The sequence below is a fragment of the Streptomyces sp. NPDC048411 genome, from assembly GCF_040704695.1.
Taxonomy (GTDB): Bacteria; Actinomycetota; Actinomycetes; order Streptomycetales; family Streptomycetaceae; genus Streptomyces.
In genome coordinates this window covers 1-15,577 of sequence record NZ_JBEZKL010000010.1, presented here as the reverse complement: position 1 = coordinate 15,577, position 15,577 = coordinate 1, and the positions used below count along the sequence as shown (strand labels likewise).

Sequence of the window (15,577 nt, the reverse complement as noted above, 5' to 3'; positions counted from 1 at the left end):
GTCACCACCGAATCACCACCGTTCGGCGAACCGCCGCTCAGGCGGCCTCAGCCAGGGAAACCGGCGAAGTGGGGCGAAGCGCACTCTGGATTACGTCCCGGCATCGGCCCCAAGCCTCGGGGACGATGTGACCGTACGTGTTCGCCGTGACGTTGATCGACTTGTGCCCGAGCCACCGGGAGACCTCCAGGAGGCTGACGCCGTTTGCCAGAGCCGTTGAGGCGAAGAAGTGTCTCAGTGAATGCGGGGTGAACCGTGCCTCACCCTGCCCATCCACCAGGCCGGCCGCCTTGCACGCCTTCTTGAAGTGGTAGCCGTAGGTCGACGCCGTTGGCATCGTGCCCTTCCCCCGCTCACGGGGCGAGAACAGCACTTCCAGGCCGTCTACCTCAATCGTCCCCCACCGCTCCAGGTGAGCATCAATCTCCTCTTCGAGGAAGGGAGCCGTGGGTACGTCCCGGTACTCCTCGGCCGTTCGGTGCTTCAGTGGGACGAGACGGGTCACACAGTCCCCGCGGTTGGCCTTCGCACTGACCTGACGACGGAGCCGCAGGAAGCCGTCCCTACGACAGTCCTTGGAGAAGCCCAGGGCCTCACTGATCCGGAGGCCGGCACCGGCCATCAACCAAATGGTGAGCCGGTACTGAGGCGAGATGGCCTCTGAGAGAGCGTTCACCTCAGCCAGGGTCGGGATCTCGTCCTGGTCCACCGCGGCTGTAGCGGTCTTGAGGGGCGGCACATCATCGCAGGGGTTGAACGCTATGCGCCGTTCCTTCACGGCCGCCGACATCATGGAGCGAAGGACGTTCATGCGGTCGTTAACCGTGGCGGCAGCCAGGCCGCCTTTCACCATCTCGGCCTGGAGCCCCTTCACGTCGGCGGCCGTGAGGCCGGCTATTGTCTTCCGGCACAGGTTCGGGACCAGGTGGTTGGTGATAAACCCCTGATAGTTCCGGCGCGTCGATTCATGAACGATGTGAAGAGAAAGCCACTCCTCAGCCCAGACACGGAGAGAAACCTTCCCTCGGTCCGGGTCCACGTAGATGCCCTGGTTCTTCTCGCTCTCGACCTTGGCGGCGAAACCCTCAGCCTCACGCTTCAGCTTGAAAGAGCGCTCACGCTTTCTGCCCTGCCTACCGCCCGGCTCTCGATATGAAACCGTCCAGGAGTGACCGCACCGTGTCTTCTCGCACGGAAAATCCTTGCTCTGCCGGTCGGTCTTGCACTTCTGGAAGATGCTCGCCACCGCGGCCTTCTCCTCTCCCAAGGAACAACGAAGGAAGATTCCTTCGGAACAGTCGAAATTACTACACCAGGAACCTCAGCCCGCACAACCCGTTTTGTCACTTGATTCTGTGCTGCTCTAGCCAATACTCAACGTCCCGGACGCGAAACCTCAGGTGCCGGCCGACACGATGCACCGGAATACCCCATTCCCGATAGCAGCCCAGGAGAGAGCGCTTAGATATGGCAAGGTACTCTGCCAGCTCTTCCGGAGACATAAGACGGTTCGATCCACCAGCGGACATAGCTTCTCCCTCTCCCTTACTCGACGTGTTGCCATGCTTTGCCAGTCACCGCGTTATGCATCGCGGCCGGTGTCACTCCGAAGCCTTCGGCCAGAGCAGAGGCACCTACCTGAGGATCACCGGGTGAGTAGACACTTCGACAGAACCGAACGATGCCCTCAGTCAGCTTGGAATTTGGATGCTCCTCGCCGCGGGCATACCCCTCCAGATAGAAAGCAGAAACAACCTCAGGAGACACATACTCCAGATTCGTCAGCCGGTTATCGTCATTGTTCTTGTTCAGATGGATCACAAGTGCCTCACCCTCGGGGGGCTCGCCCACAAAGGTCAGCATCACCAGGCGGTGTACGAGGTGCCGCACATACTTGCCGTCTTTCCGCAGTGCGACGCAGCGCATTCCGTTCTTGTGCGCCTGGTCCCGAAGGATCGCCGGCTCTGTGGCGCGGTGAGTTCGGCCGCGAACTTTCCAGGACCGGACACGACCCATGTTTGAAACGTCGTACCAGCCATCAAAGCCAGGAATCTCCTTCCACTCCTCTTCCATCACCGGACCCCCATCTCTCGTTCAACGGCACGGCGCCGATGCCAGGCCTGAGAGCACGGATAGCATCGGACGGAAAAGCCATCAGGCTGGACGATGTTTCGACGGAAGGAACTGATTGGCAGTTCTTCCCCGCAGGCCTGGCAAGACTTTGTTTCAGGCCGTACATCCACGCGAAGGGGACGCCCGTACAGCTCTAGCCAGTGATCGGGGCAGTATCGAGTACCCGCGAGACCAGTGGAGATCCTCAGTAGATCTCTCCAACGTGACTGGCGTACTCATGCCCCACCGGCTTGCTGTAGTGCTGTGCCGGGATGCGATCCTCAGCCCATTCAGAAGCTGCCGGGGCAATAGGGTCCGGGTCCGGCTCGATGAGACCTTCAACCTTCACCATGAAGTCGTAGTATTCGAGCGCCACGGCTGCATCGAACTTCAGTCGACCGTCCTCGGTCAGCTCCCAATACTCCAGGTTCTCGCCCTGGCTATGACCCTGCCGCGGATAGGCATCCATGCTCCCGGCAGAGACACACCAGGTGAAGAGGCTGGCGTGAAGCTCCAGAGTCGCCCTGGCATCCATGACGGCCCTATAAGCCTTCTCCCACTCGTCACGTGCCTTGGCTGCCTTCTCGGCCTCCTTGAGCCCCATGGTCTTCAGTTCACTGAGCAGGGCGTCTGAATACGTCTGCTTAGCCTGCTCGACCAGAACCTTCAGAGCCTCCACCATCCGAATGTATTCATCCATCTTGGCCTTGGCCGGGGCCAGGAACTTCTCCTTATCAGGGAGCGGCTTGCCAGCCCCTACGGCGGCAATCTCGGCTTCCTTAAGTTCCCTCTCAGCCTCTTCCAGGGCGATAGAGCTATGCACGGGCTTGGGGGCCCACATCTCTCTTACGTCCATGGTGCGGTATCGAGAATTCTCCTGAACGTACTTCTCGTGAGACTCCTGGGCGTCCTGATACGCCTTCCTGAGGTTCTTGACCTTAGGGCTGAGAGGGAGATCGGCCGGGGGCTCGGTCTCAAAGTTAGCGCTATAAGGCTTAGGCATGGCGGTGCTCCTTGTCAGTGTCAATCATCGAGTCAATGGTCTTGGCGACGTTCTGCCGTTCTGAGTCGTCCTCAATCAGAGTCAGCATCAGTAGGTCTCCTCGGCGAGGCCAAGAGCCTTGGCCATGAGTTCGACATTGGCAGCCGGGGGAATCCTGGTCTCCTGCTCGTAGCTCTCGATCGAGCGGACGCTTACTCCACACTCCTTGGACAGCCGAACACGAGACCATCCCTGAGCGTTCCGGACCTCCTTGAAGCGAACGGCGTCGTACTGCACCTGCATCTTCTTCCTCCGTGTTGGTGGGAGCGGTGTGTGTCTAAGTTCAAAAAGATAAAGGCCCCTCGGAAGGGGGCAACTCTGACTGAGAATGACGACTCAACAAGAGAGGTATTTTCTCCCTCTCTCACTAAGGATGTCGGAGTCAAAGTCCTTGTTCTGGGACACCACCACTGGAGATTGAGACGGAGGTCACAGAGGATCGGAGGACAGAAGCTCCGCGGAGGTACAAGAAGTTCTGCACGGCCTTCTGCGATCCCAGGAGAGCCTTCCTGGTCTCCCAGTGCCAACAGCCCTCCATAGACACCCAGAAGGGCATATAGCGGCTATAGACATCGTGCGGCTGAGCGATCTACCTTGGAAGCAGAGCTGAAACACAGCAAGCCACCAGGGCCCTACCACGAAGGCCGCAAGAGGACGTTTCCCGGTTCCCTGAACCGGCAGGGACCGTAAGGCCGTTCACTCTTTGCCCTGTGGTGCCCCGAGGCATGCCGTGCAATAGCTCAACGCACATACGTCGTAGGCCCCCAGGTCTCAACTTGGGGGCTTTTTCATATCTCTGGGAGGGGACCATTCAGGCCGTCAAGGAAGTTGAGTTGATCTGTTGGTGCGGCGAGCCGTTCACGTTCTACCGACCCAAGGGGGTGAGGGGCCGGAACCCTGCGACCAATCCGGATCACCCGGAGTGCACCAAGAAGAGGCAGAACCAGAACCGAGCCCGGTCAAGGGCAAGGGCCAGGGACGGGGAGGAATCTTTTCGTTGGCACATTCCGGTGCCGACGGAAGCCAAGGACCTGACAGTTGAGGAGCTGGCAGAGCGGGCCGACTCACTCAAGCGGCCTTGGTGGCTGACTGGCGTTCAGGACCTTCCGGCCGGAGGCTGGGGCTTCGATCAAAGCCGACCGGAACCCCTCTCCGCGGAGATCCAGTACCTCACCCCGGAGGAAGAGCGAGAGGCCCGGAGGTGGCTGTCTGAGCACCGTGCAGGGGTGCTCTCGGGTTGCGACGTGGGCCGGACCTCAGAGCGGGTCCTGGACGTCATTGGAGGAGTCGAGCCCTGGAACACGGTACGGACGCACCGGGACGTGCCCACGTGCTACAGGAACGAACTGGCACCGATGGAACCGTTCGTCATGGATCTGTAAGGCTGGCCAGAGGTCTGGCGTCCGTTTTTTAATAAGGGTGGAGAGACGTTCTCTCTGGAGTCATGGGCACTCGGTCGGTGCCCCTCTGACGTGGACGAGAGTCCAGGCCCACTCTCAAGACCAAGGCAAGTAGCCACGATGCCTAAACGGAGACTCTGCGGACACCTCAGGTGAGAGTCAGATACTCACTAGGGAACGAAGAGTGTGGGTCTCCTACCTCCAAACAATAGTACGGGGGTAGGGGACCCATATTCTCTTTCGTTTCCTTGGTGAGATGTTCTAGTTACTACTTATTACTCCAGCCATAGATCGCGATCTTGCCGATGGGGGCCGGTGGAAAGACGGCTGCGACCACCCCTGATCACCATGCACTGCGAACAATAAAGAGTATCGCCTCATCACGCATGCGTTCGGACGATCCACACGAGACGCAGTTGACCATGTTCATTCCCATTTATAGCCCGTTGCCTTCTCGTAACTTTCTCTTATCCTTCCTAGCCTCTGTTCATCTTCTTCGTCTCGGACGTCGTCCTCCTGTCGGGTCAAGAGGTACAAAGCATCCTCCCAAGGCAGGTTGTTGAACCAATCCGCTCCTTCCTTGCTCCATCCTTCGTCGCCATCACGTTTGTTGGGCTCTCCCATGCTTCTGAACTTGATGAACAGGCCGGTCGCGACGATGGCCACGGCGCCGATGATGACCTTTTTGTTCTTCTTGAACAGGCTCTTCACGGCCTCGGCGACGGAGGTGGTCTCGCCGTCCTCCGAGGCGTCCTGCTTGGTCATGGCGATACCTTTCCGGTCCAGAGTTGGTTTGTTGCGGATCGAAACGATTACTGGTCAGTAGAGCCGGTTGTAATGACGTCAGATCCACGCGTCAAGAGTAGTGGTCGTCGGATCAGGTCGGCTATAGGTTCATCGTCGGAGGCGAGATCGCGCAGGAGCGGGCGGTAGAGCGACAGTTCGTCGAACAGGTTTGTCATGCGGCGATCTGGGTTTCGTCGCCGTCGTGTGCCTGTGCGAACGCTCACGCTTCACCGGCTTCATGACTTCCGCTCCACCAAGGCAGGGGCGGTTTATTTCCTTCACTCTTCAAGGTAGGGCCAGGGCACATCCAAGGGAACACAACCCCAGCAAAACCGCAGGTCAGGGCACTTCCGGGGCCCTGGGCGCCCAGGATCGACTGCCGGCCAGGGCATTTCCGCAGGAAATGATGGACTCCCGAATAATTTGAAACCCGTACACGATCGAAGGAAGATACCCCCGGTGGGTCGTGTTTTATTGAAACAAGATATTACCCCCACTGCCGCATGTGGCAACTGAAGGAATTAATAGCCAGAATAGTTAATTCCTTTCTCTGCCGCTAAGGTGCCGTGTTCGTGTTTACGCAGGCTACGCTGCGATGGGAACGCGCTGACGTTCGGGAGTGGGCCCCCTCCGGGGCGGGAGGAATTAATTATTTCCCCCCGCAGGGGCCTGAAGGAAATATTTGGCTACCGCACTTGCTTTTCCTGGAGGCTTCTGGGTACAGTCCAGCGCAGTGTGATTCGACGTTCACGCCATGGCGCTATTGCGAGGAGCGAGATGGACGACTTTCCGACGAAGCCTGCGACGTTGATTAACCTCGGCGGCCTGATATTGAGGTCACAGACACTGATCACTGACGCTCTGTTGGCCTACGCAGAACGGGCAGATTCCCCGGATGATTCCTTTGATGCCCGCGAAGCCGCGAGAGAAATCAATCGGCTGGTAGAGGAATATCACCGCTAGGTGCGGGGAACAAGGAGACGGCAAGAAAGCCATTGAGGGCGTCAGAACCTGTGCCTACAGGGCGGCCCAGTACTCCTGGGCCGCCGGCCTCACGTGGTCGAGAACTGTGTAGGGGGCAGGAGCCAGCCACGAGAGGAGCAACGGAAGGGCCGCGCTGCCAGCAGGCGACGGCGCTGTTGCGGATTAGGACGGTCAGGGGACGTTTGACAACGAACTGTTAGGCGATCAAACGCCAGGAGAGGGCAAGTATCGCAGCAGGCACGGCCACTCTTCGTCCGTGAGCCGGTACGGGCCCCTGTAACGATTGCTGCCCTGGCTGTTGAACAACCCGCACTCGACGAAGGTCCCCTCGTTCGTGAGCACGGGATCACTCCGCAAGTCGTCTCGACTCACAATGGCCTCATCGTTGTTTTGAGTCACGACTCCCATCCACCATTGCCCCTTCTCCTCAAAGGGCTTGGTAGAGATGACTTCCCCCCGCACGACCACCACCTGTCGGCGCGCCTGGTAGTCCGCCTTCCACAGCAGGAACGGCTCCCCCGGTTTCGGCGCCTTATCGCCTCGGAAGTGTTGGGCCATCGACCAACGGAACTCGCGCCCGCGGACACCGTCCCTTTCCGGACGAAAGTTCTCTGGCTTCCCATCCCAAGCAAGCACCCAGCCCGGCATGGTCATTCCCCCTTCATCACTGGTCTGCGGTTTCCCCGCGGCGTTGCCTTGTCACCGCGACTGCCGTCGCAGACAGCCAGCCATGACGTGCTCCCTGGGGGCCAGGGTAGCGAGGCTTTAACACATCCCGATGCTCCTTCATTCACCCAAGCCACGCGCACACGGCTTCGGAGGGCCTGTGCGTCTCGCAGATACCTGGTGTCCAGAGGCTTGCAACGGGCCGGCCGCATGGTCCCAGTCCACCAACGGTCCGCGCGGGGCCCGCGCCGCAGACCAGCGACGCGGTCACGGCGAGGATCGAGTGCCCGGCAGGGCCCTCGCACGCCTTCGGCCGGTATGGGAGGGCCCACACACGATCTTTGGAGATCTACATTGCCCGAGGAGGGTGACGATCCATCAGCTTGGCTGATACAACAAGACTAAGATCAGCAGCCTAGACGTTGTGGGGGAAACGTGCCTAACGGCGTGTACAGCTGGCTACTTGAGGCAGTGTCAGCGTTCGGCAAGTCCTGCAAGACGAAGCTCGCTGGCGGTGGTGGAACGGAAGCAGCGATACGCAGCCCCCTGGAAGCCCTCCTCGCGGCTGTGGGCACCCATCACTCCCTCGATGAATTCACCTGGCATGACGAAGTGTCGATCCCCGAACTGGGTGTTCGCCCGGACTACGCGATCCAGATCGACGGTCTCGTCTCCGGCTACATTGAGATCAAGAAGCCGGGTCTCAGCGTCGATCCAGAATCGTTCACGGGCCGTAACAAGGCGCAGTGGGAGCGACTCCGAGACCTGCCGAACCTCCTGTACACCAACGGGACCGAGTGGCGTCTCTTCCGCAACGGTACCCAGCTCGGTGAGACGGTCTGGTTCACGGGATCTCTGAAGGTTGCTGGCGACAAGCTCGTACCCCAAGATCCTTCGGCTCTCGACGCGCTGCTGCAGGCGTTCCTACTCTGGGCTCCGCCCCCGATCCGCCAGGTATCTCGGCTGGTTCAACATGTCGCCCCTCTGTGTCGGCTGCTCCGCGGCGCCGTTCTTGAGCAACTTGCTGCCGAGGCCAAATCTCCAGCGAAAGACGGCATCGATGACCTGCGGCCGTTCTCGGGACTCAAGAGCGACTGGCGGAAGCTCCTGTTTCCCACGGCGAACGACGCTACCTTCGCCGACGGATACGCTCAGACGGTCACCTTCGCCCTCCTCCTGGCCCGTACCGAGGACATCGACCTCACGAAGGTGAGCCTCCACGAGGTCGGCCGCAAATTGGACGCGGGCCACGCACTCATGGGTAAGGCCTTGCAACTGCTCACGGACAACGTCAATCAGCGGTTCGAAGTAACCCTCAACCTGCTGCTCCGCACTATCAGCTGTGTGGACTGGCGGACCATTCGGCAGGGCAACCGTGACGCCTACCTCCACCTGTATGAGAACTTCCTCACCGTGTACGACGCCAACCTGCGCCAGAAGAGCGGCTCGTACTACACCCCCCGTGAGGTGGTCGAGGAGATGGTGCGTCTCACCGACGACGTGCTGCGCACGCGGCTGGCGAAGACACAGGGCTACGCCGAGGATGACGTACGCATAGTCGACCCCGCTATGGGTACTGGGACCTTCCTCCACACGATCATCGAGAGAGTCGCGTCGCAGGCTGCGGACCGGAGCGGTCCTGCCATGGCCAAGGACGCTATAAACCGGCTCGCCCGGCGACTGTATGGTTTCGAATTGCAGATGGGCCCCTTCGCTGTCGCCGAGATGCGCGCTTCGGACCTCCTGAAGCGCCACGACGCCACCTTGCCCAAGGGCGGGCTCAACCTCTTCGTGACCGACACTCTGGATAACCCGTTTGTCGAGGAGCAGGAACTGCTCTCGACGTACGGGGTGTTGTCAACCTCACGGAAACGTGCGAACGAGGTGAAAGGCAAGATCCCGGTCACCGTAGTGATCGGGAACCCGCCGTACGACCATAAGGCAGAAGACCGTGGCGGGTGGGTGGAGAAGCGTCCCAGAGGTAAGGAGCGGCCCCTGCTGGACGGATTTCGCTACCCAGGCAACGGCCGGTACGAGCACTTCCTGAAGAACATGTACGTGTACTTCTGGCGCTGGGCAACCTGGAAAGTGTTCGACGCCCATGAGGCCGACCAGCATGGCGTGATCTGCTTCATCACCCCGTCTGGGTTCGCCACTGGCCCAGGCGGCCGAGGCATGCGCGACTACCTGCGGCGTACCTGCGATGAGGGCTGGGTCATCAATCTCACTCCAGAGGGGCAGCGCCCCGACGTTGGCACCAGAGTCTTCCCCAAAGTCGCCCAACCGTTGGCCATCTGCATCTTCGTTCGGCGCAAAGACACAGATCCAGAACGGCCCGCTCGTATTCATTACCGGTCTGTTTCCGGAAAACAGCAGGAAAAGTTTCGGCAACTCAAGGAGATACGTCTAGACGACGAGGGCTGGCGTGACACGCACGATGCTGACATTCGGCCGTTCACTCCAGCCACTCAGTCAGGATGGGACGACTTCCCTGAGCTGGGGGATCTCTTCCCCTGGGGGAGTCTGGGTGTAACGTCGAATCGCTCCTGGGTGAGCTCGCCCTCCGCCGACACTCTTCGGCACCGATGGGCCCGTTTGATCGGGGAAAGTGACCCAGCGGAGAAGGCAGAACTATTCAAGAAGACGCGAGACCGTGATCTCGAGCGGAAGAGGGCTTCGTTGCCGGGGCGGCGAACGCATGCCCTTCCGATCGGAGAGGAAAATTCCACCTCGCCAGATATGGCGCGCATAGCTAGGCGGAGCTTCGATCGACAGTGGCTTATCGCAGACAACCGCGTCATCGACTTCCCGCGACCCGACCTGTGGGCCGCCCTCCGGGAGAATCAACTCTTCCTTAATCAGCAATCAACGCATGTGATCGAGTCGGGGCCGGCTGTCATGGCAACGACTCTGATACCTGACACCGATCATTTCAATGGGCGTGGTGGCCGCAACATGCCCTTGCTCCACCCCGACGGAACCGCCAATGTTCCAAAGGGCCTGCTCACTTACATGGCGTCCGTGCTTGGCCTAGATGCCGTCACCGTCCAGGATATGGCCGCATACACGATTGGTGTAGCCGGGCACACTCTGTTCACTGAACATTTCTCCGAGGAGCTCCTGACTGCCGGTGTTCGACTTCCGCTGACGCGAGATCGGCAAATTTGGCAGAAGGCCGTTACTATCGGCTCTGAGGCCCTATGGGTCATGACCTACGGCGAATACTTGACGTCCCCGGAAGCCCCCTGGCCAGTTGGGGAGGTCGAGTTCCCAGTTGGTGATCCTCGTCAGGTCCGGTACCTAACTCACATCGGCGCGAAGCTGCCGGAGAAGATGTGGTACGAGGCCGCAACCGAGACATTGCATGTGGGCGAAAGCTCGTTCGGACCGGTTCCCCAGGAAGTGTGGAATTTCGACGTGGGAGGAATGCTGGTCCTGCGCCATTGGTTCGGGTACCGCAAGGATTCCCCCAACAACAAGAAGACAAGCCCTCTGGATAAGTGCCACGTTGATGTCTGGCCTGGTGAGTGGACGGAGGAACTCATCAAGTTGCTCTCCATGCTCCGGCGTCTGGTGAACCTGCTCCCTGCTCAGAGAGAGCTGCTGGCCGAAGTGTTGGCTAACCCTGTCATTACGGAAGAGAATCTACGGAATGAGGGGATCCTTCCCGTTCAGAAGGCCACCCGAAATCCACGGCGCAACGGCGCCCAGGAAGAGGCCCTCTTCCTGGACAGTTGAGTTGGTCGAGGTCAAGCATTCGAACTAGCATGCCTGATGGCTTCTTCAAGGGAATAGGTGCCCTGCGCTAGGCGACGCAAGGCGGGTGCAATACGGCACGGGTCGATCTCGGCTCCTTGATCCGATTCGACAGCGTCGGCAAACGCCGCCACGTCGGCCAACCGGCCCTCGGCTTTCTCCTGCTCAGCGCGATGGAACACAGCCGATCCTTGGGCGGTTGCCACGATCGCCTGGCTTGATTCCTTGATCAATCCCATCCACTGCAAGGTCGGCATGTCGGCCTGCATCTGATCCGGAGCAAGCCCACGGGCTACGGCAGCTTCCTCATTGGCGGAGATGGGAAGAGGGCCGAGTACCAGCTCGGCCAGCAGCCGATGTTGTGACTCGGTAAGAGCAACCTGTGGCACAGCCATGCACCATGCCTAGCACGTCATATGGTGTCCCGCCTTGAGCGGAGCTCCGTGTCGACTATCTCGCTACTTTGTTCGACCGATGGGGGTCTATACAGCCACAACTGATCATCGGCGGCCGTTCCCTATGGCCGTCCATCCGCACTCCCCGTTTCCGGTGAGGCGAGTCAGTTTCTCGCGTGCCATGCGAAACCCCCAGAATCGTTGCCCCGGTTGGGCCGTCGAGTACGACGGTACGAGGCCTATGCACGGCCGTCTATGCACTCTGGCGACTATGCGCGTTGTCTCTAAACACGGCTGTACACGGGCCTGTGAGGGGGCCTCAGGCAGTCCGGGGATGGTGCCGGTAGTAGGTGGCCGGAGAGATCCCCAGGAACTCACAGACACGGGCCACGGTCGGCTTCTCTCCGCTATCCCTGGCCAGCCTCTCGCGGGCTTCCTCGATGTCCTGGACGGTCACCCTGGCCCCGCCCCGCTTCTTCGGGGTCATGTCCGCCTCGATGCGGTCGACGGTCGCCGCGGCTTCCTCGGCAGCCTCGCCGGCCTCCAATTCAAGGCGCTTGGCCACACCCAGGAGGGCGACGGTACGGGAGATGAGAGCCTTCCCCTCATGCTCGATCAAGGTCGTGAGCAGGTGAGAGTTCACCTCTCTCAGGTCGCCTATCTCCTCCGACGCTGAGCGGGCCTGCGAGGGAGTCTCGGCCATGTGGATCAGGTGACCGATCACCAGAGGCGGGATACAGGAGACAGCCACGGTGAGGAGAGCAGAGCCCCCCATGTAGGTCTGCTCGATCAGGTGAGAGATGGACTGCGCGCTCATGGCCAAGACCAGGGCAGCCAGAGCCCCTACAAGGGCCGTCGCCTGTCCGGGGAGTCTCATCTTCCTTCGGTACGTGGCGATAGCGCCGGCCGAGAGCGCGTAGACGCTCAGGCAGACCGGCATGGCAGGGGCGTACTTGGCTGACCATCCCGCAGTGGAAGCGAGGGAGATTTCACCGGGAATGGACAGGTACAGGGCCGCGAGGCAGGCCGCGGGCAGCGCGACTCTCAGAATCGCCTTGACATACCAGGGCATGACGGTTGTAGGCATGGGTGTCCTCTCAGCCGAGGGAAGATGAAGGGGGTGGGTTCTCAGCTCAGAGGGAGGGCTGAAGCTCAACGCCGAGGAAATCGGCGGCACGGGTCATCTCGGCCCGGCAGTCAGAGCAAACGTCGCCCGGGGCGCCGTTCTTGATGGGCCGTTGACACCCGCCGCACTCGACCCGCACGGGGGCAACAGGACGGGGCGCCGGAACCGCAGCACTGGGCATGCGTTCCGGAGTGAAGTGCTTCAGCCGGTGAGAGATCAGGCCAGGAGCGGAGTCGATCTGCTCAGGAAGGGCAGCAGTGAGGCACTGAAGGATTTCGTCACTGGTGTACGCCTCACGCAGCCATGGCACCACCCGCGGGGTCAGGCGGGCTATCTCCTGGTCTGAGAGGGGCAGGCTCTTGTGAAGGCTCAGCCGCTCCAGGATTCGGCGGGCCTCACGGGCCATCTCGCGGCCGATCTTGTGCAGGAAAGTGGCTTCGGAGGCTTCTCCCTCCCCACCCTTCTCGGAGTCCTCAGACGGCCGTTCAGCGACTTCCTGAGTCTCAGGTTCCTGGGGTGGGGTGGTGTCTTTCTTGCTCTCTTTCTTTATCCCGTTAGGGATAGCCGCCGACGTACGGGCCTTCGACTCACCGACCGCCGACATGTGGTCAGTCGGAGAGACCGCAGCTTCCGGAGTGTCCGTAACGGTCGTGATGGTGACCCACTTGCCGGTCTCGGGGTCCTGGAGCTTGGTTCGGGAGACATAGCTGGCCTCGATCAGCTCGTTCATGGCCTTGGCGACTGCACGCCGGCCGTTGGGAACGAGATCAGTGATCCTCTCGACCGTTGCGCCCGAACCATCGGGGAGGGAGAGGAGACGAACGAGGAGGCCGACCGCTTCAAGGCTCAGGGAGCCATGCCGAGCGATGGCGTTGGAGACTTGCACATAGGCAGAAGTCTGCCGCGTACGATGGACGCGCATAGCTGAAGCTGACCCTTCAGTTGTGTGTCAGCGCCCGGTTGCCCCCGGGCGCGTGCCCCCAGGGTTGCCCCCCTGGGGGTTTTTCGTTTGCGAGCCGGAAACTTACAGGACGTTATGACAAACGTCCAATACTGTCACCCTCAGTAATAATTCTCGGAAGTCTCGAAGATGCGTCGGTGCCGCGGAGGACACCGCATCGACGCCTGCACCGCCTTCGGAAGAAACCCCTGGTCAGAGCTATCCGGGCTCCGTCGAAGAGTCACCACTAAGTCACTACGGGAACGCGTAACAACGGGTTTCAACGGGGATGAACGAGCAGAGGCCAGATCCGAAGACCTGGCCTCTGACCTGGGGTTATGCGCCTTGACCAGCCCTCTTAGTGATCAAGGGAAATCGCCCTACACGTTGAAGCGGAACTCCACCACGTCGCCGTCCTGCATCACGTACTCCTTGCCCTCCATGCGGGCCTTGCCCTTCGCGCGGGCCTCGGCGACCGAGCCCGTCTCGACCAGGTCCTCGAAGGAGATGATCTCCGCCTTGATGAAGCCCTTCTGGAAGTCGGTGTGGATGACACCGGCCGCCTCGGGGGCCGTGGCACCCTTCTTGATCGTCCAGGCGCGGGCTTCCTTCGGACCTGCCGTGAGGTAGGTCTGGAGGCCCAGGGTGTCGAAGCCGACGCGGCCGAGGGTGGCCAGGCCGGGCTCTTCCTGACCCATGGACTGGAGGAGTTCGAGGGCCTCGTCGTCGTCGAGTTCGATGAGCTCGGACTCGATCTTGGCGTTGAGGAAGATCGCCTCGGCGGGGGCGACCAGGGTGCGCTGTTCGTTCTTGAAGTCCTCGTCGACCAGCTCGTCCTCGTCGACGTTGAAGACGTAGAGGAAGGGCTTGGTGGTGAGGAGGTGCAGCTCGTGGAGGAGCTTGCCCTTCTCGGTGCCTGCGGTGATACCCGCGGCGAAGAGGGTCTGGCCGGACTCCAGGATCTTCTGGGCCTCCTCGACCGTGGCGAGGACCGCGACCTTCTCCTTCTGGAGGCGGGACTCCTTGGTGAGACGCGGGACGGCCTTCTCGATGGACTGGAGGTCGGCGAGGATCAGCTCGGTGTTGATCGTCTCGATGTCGTCCTTGGGCGAGACCTTGCCGTCGACGTGGACGACGTTCTCGTCCTTGAAGGCACGGATGACCTGGCAGATCGCGTCGGACTCGCGGATGTTCGCGAGGAACTTGTTGCCGAGGCCCTCGCCCTCGCTCGCGCCGCGCACGATGCCGGCGATGTCCACGAAGTCGACGGTGGCCGGGAGCAGCTTCTGGGAGTTGAAGATCTCCGCGAGCTTGTTCAGACGCGCGTCGGGGACGCCGACCACGCCGACGTTCGGCTCGATCGTGGCGAACGGGTAGTTGGCCGCCAGCACGTCGTTCTTGGTCAGGGCGTTGAACAGGGTCGACTTGCCGACATTCGGCAGACCGACGATTCCGATCGTGAGCGACACGTTGGCGACTTCCTGCAGTAAGGATGGATGGGCCGATTCTCCAGTTTACGGGCGGGGGCAAGCGGGTAATCACAGGTCTGGCGCGGGGGCGATCCGGTTCCCGTTCGGCCATGTGGCATCGAACTCATCGCCAAGGTCACCCAAAGGGCGTGTCCAACGCGTCCGTCCTCCCGCTCCGCGACCTACGTTGTCCCGGTGGAGCAGCCCAGAACACGTCCCCCTCGGCACCGGCAGTCGTCGCAGCAGTTCCCGCAGGGCACCCTCGACGAGGCCGACACCGTCTATCGGGCTGTGGGCTCGCCAGGCCCGCGGGCACGCCCGGTGCCGCCCGCCGTGCTCGCGCTGCGTCGGCTGCCCAGTCCTCGGCTCACCGGCATCGGTGCCGGATTGTTCGCCGCCGCCGCCATGTTCTCGCTGGCGTGCCTCGACTGGCTGCTGTTCGATGGTTCGCCGGTGGTGTACGGGGTTCTGTTCCTGCCGGTCAGCGCGCTGACCGCACTGTGGGTGCGGCCGGCGGATCTGGTGACCGCACCGATCAGCGTGCCGATCGCGTTCGCCGTCGGTGTGATTCCGATCTCCGGCGGCACGGGCGGCTTCGGCGGGCAGACGATGGCGGTCGTCACCGCGCTCGCCGTCCATGCCGGCTGGCTGTACGGCGGCACGCTCGTCGCGGGGCTCATCGCCACCGTGCGCAAGGTCCGGCTGATGCGGCAGCGCCGGCGGCGGATGCTGCTGGCCGCACGGGCGGCGCGGACCCGTCGTCCGAAGGGCTAGGGCCTGTTCTGAGTTCCCCGTCGTCCGCGCGCAGCGCGGGCGCAGCGGTGGTCGGTGCGTGCGATCGGCGTGCGGCGTCGCAGGTCATGTGGCGGAGCCACCTGTCCTGCGGTGCCGTGCGACGAGC

13 protein-coding genes are annotated in these 15,577 nt (G+C 61.5%); 3 read left to right on the top strand and 10 right to left on the bottom strand.

Annotation, left to right across the window (positions count from 1 at the left end):
- Nucleotides 1–37: 37 nt before the first annotated feature.
- The 6 genes from AB0915_RS06055 to AB0915_RS06030 all read right to left on the bottom strand — a co-directional run bounded on the left by AB0915_RS06055 (nt 38) and on the right by AB0915_RS06030 (nt 5,319).
- Nucleotides 38–1,246: a tyrosine-type recombinase/integrase gene (locus tag AB0915_RS06055; protein ID WP_366689908.1), complete on the bottom strand. Its 1,209-nt coding sequence runs from the start codon at nt 1,244–1,246 to the stop codon at nt 38–40.
- A gap of 97 nt (nt 1,247–1,343) precedes the next feature.
- Nucleotides 1,344–1,502, bottom strand: coding sequence for a helix-turn-helix domain-containing protein (locus AB0915_RS06050; protein WP_366689983.1), 159 nt, complete (start codon nt 1,500–1,502; stop codon nt 1,344–1,346).
- Nucleotides 1,503–1,545: 43 nt separating this feature from the next.
- Entirely contained in the window at nt 1,546–2,073 is a 528-nt protein-coding gene (locus AB0915_RS06045; RefSeq protein WP_366689982.1) for an NUMOD4 domain-containing protein, read from the bottom strand.
- A 244-nt stretch (nt 2,074–2,317) separates the two neighbouring features.
- Nucleotides 2,318–3,115 carry a hypothetical protein gene (locus tag AB0915_RS06040; protein WP_366689907.1) on the bottom strand — a complete coding sequence of 266 codons (798 nt, stop codon included), beginning with the start codon at nt 3,113–3,115 and terminating at the stop codon, nt 2,318–2,320.
- Between the two features lie 87 nt (nt 3,116–3,202).
- Nucleotides 3,203–3,391: a helix-turn-helix transcriptional regulator gene (locus AB0915_RS06035; protein WP_366689906.1), complete on the bottom strand. Its 189-nt coding sequence runs from the start codon at nt 3,389–3,391 to the stop codon at nt 3,203–3,205.
- A gap of 1,589 nt (nt 3,392–4,980) precedes the next feature.
- Nucleotides 4,981–5,319 carry a hypothetical protein gene (locus tag AB0915_RS06030; RefSeq protein ID WP_366689905.1) on the bottom strand — a complete coding sequence of 113 codons (339 nt, stop codon included), beginning with the start codon at nt 5,317–5,319 and terminating at the stop codon, nt 4,981–4,983.
- A gap of 798 nt (nt 5,320–6,117) precedes the next feature.
- Here AB0915_RS06030 and AB0915_RS06025 point away from each other — a divergent pair.
- Nucleotides 6,118–6,303, top strand: a complete 186-nt coding sequence (locus AB0915_RS06025) for a hypothetical protein (RefSeq protein WP_366689904.1) — start codon at nt 6,118–6,120, stop codon at nt 6,301–6,303.
- 1,158 nt (nt 6,304–7,461) lie between these two features.
- Complete coding sequence (locus AB0915_RS06020) at nt 7,462–10,728, top strand: type ISP restriction/modification enzyme (protein ID WP_366689903.1); 3,267 nt, start codon at nt 7,462–7,464, stop codon at nt 10,726–10,728.
- Nucleotides 10,729–10,739: 11 nt separating this feature from the next.
- On the opposite strand, the gene AB0915_RS06015 is transcribed toward AB0915_RS06020, so the two are convergent.
- The 4 genes from AB0915_RS06015 to ychF form a co-directional block, all read right to left on the bottom strand.
- A complete protein-coding gene (locus AB0915_RS06015; protein WP_366689902.1) occupies nt 10,740–11,141 on the bottom strand; it encodes a hypothetical protein in 402 nt (133 codons plus the stop codon).
- 319 nt (nt 11,142–11,460) lie between these two features.
- Nucleotides 11,461–12,228: a hypothetical protein gene (locus AB0915_RS06010; RefSeq protein ID WP_366689901.1), complete on the bottom strand. Its 768-nt coding sequence runs from the start codon at nt 12,226–12,228 to the stop codon at nt 11,461–11,463.
- A 46-nt stretch (nt 12,229–12,274) separates the two neighbouring features.
- Nucleotides 12,275–13,189: a hypothetical protein gene (locus AB0915_RS06005; RefSeq protein ID WP_366689900.1), complete on the bottom strand. Its 915-nt coding sequence runs from the start codon at nt 13,187–13,189 to the stop codon at nt 12,275–12,277.
- Between the two features lie 398 nt (nt 13,190–13,587).
- A complete protein-coding gene (ychF, locus tag AB0915_RS06000; RefSeq protein ID WP_358861420.1) occupies nt 13,588–14,676 on the bottom strand; it encodes a redox-regulated ATPase YchF in 1,089 nt (362 codons plus the stop codon).
- 291 nt (nt 14,677–14,967) lie between these two features.
- On the opposite strand from ychF, the gene AB0915_RS05995 reads away from it, so the two are divergent.
- Nucleotides 14,968–15,450, top strand: a complete 483-nt coding sequence (locus AB0915_RS05995; protein WP_366689981.1) for a DUF6542 domain-containing protein — start codon at nt 14,968–14,970, stop codon at nt 15,448–15,450.
- Nucleotides 15,451–15,577: the final 127 nt, after the last annotated feature.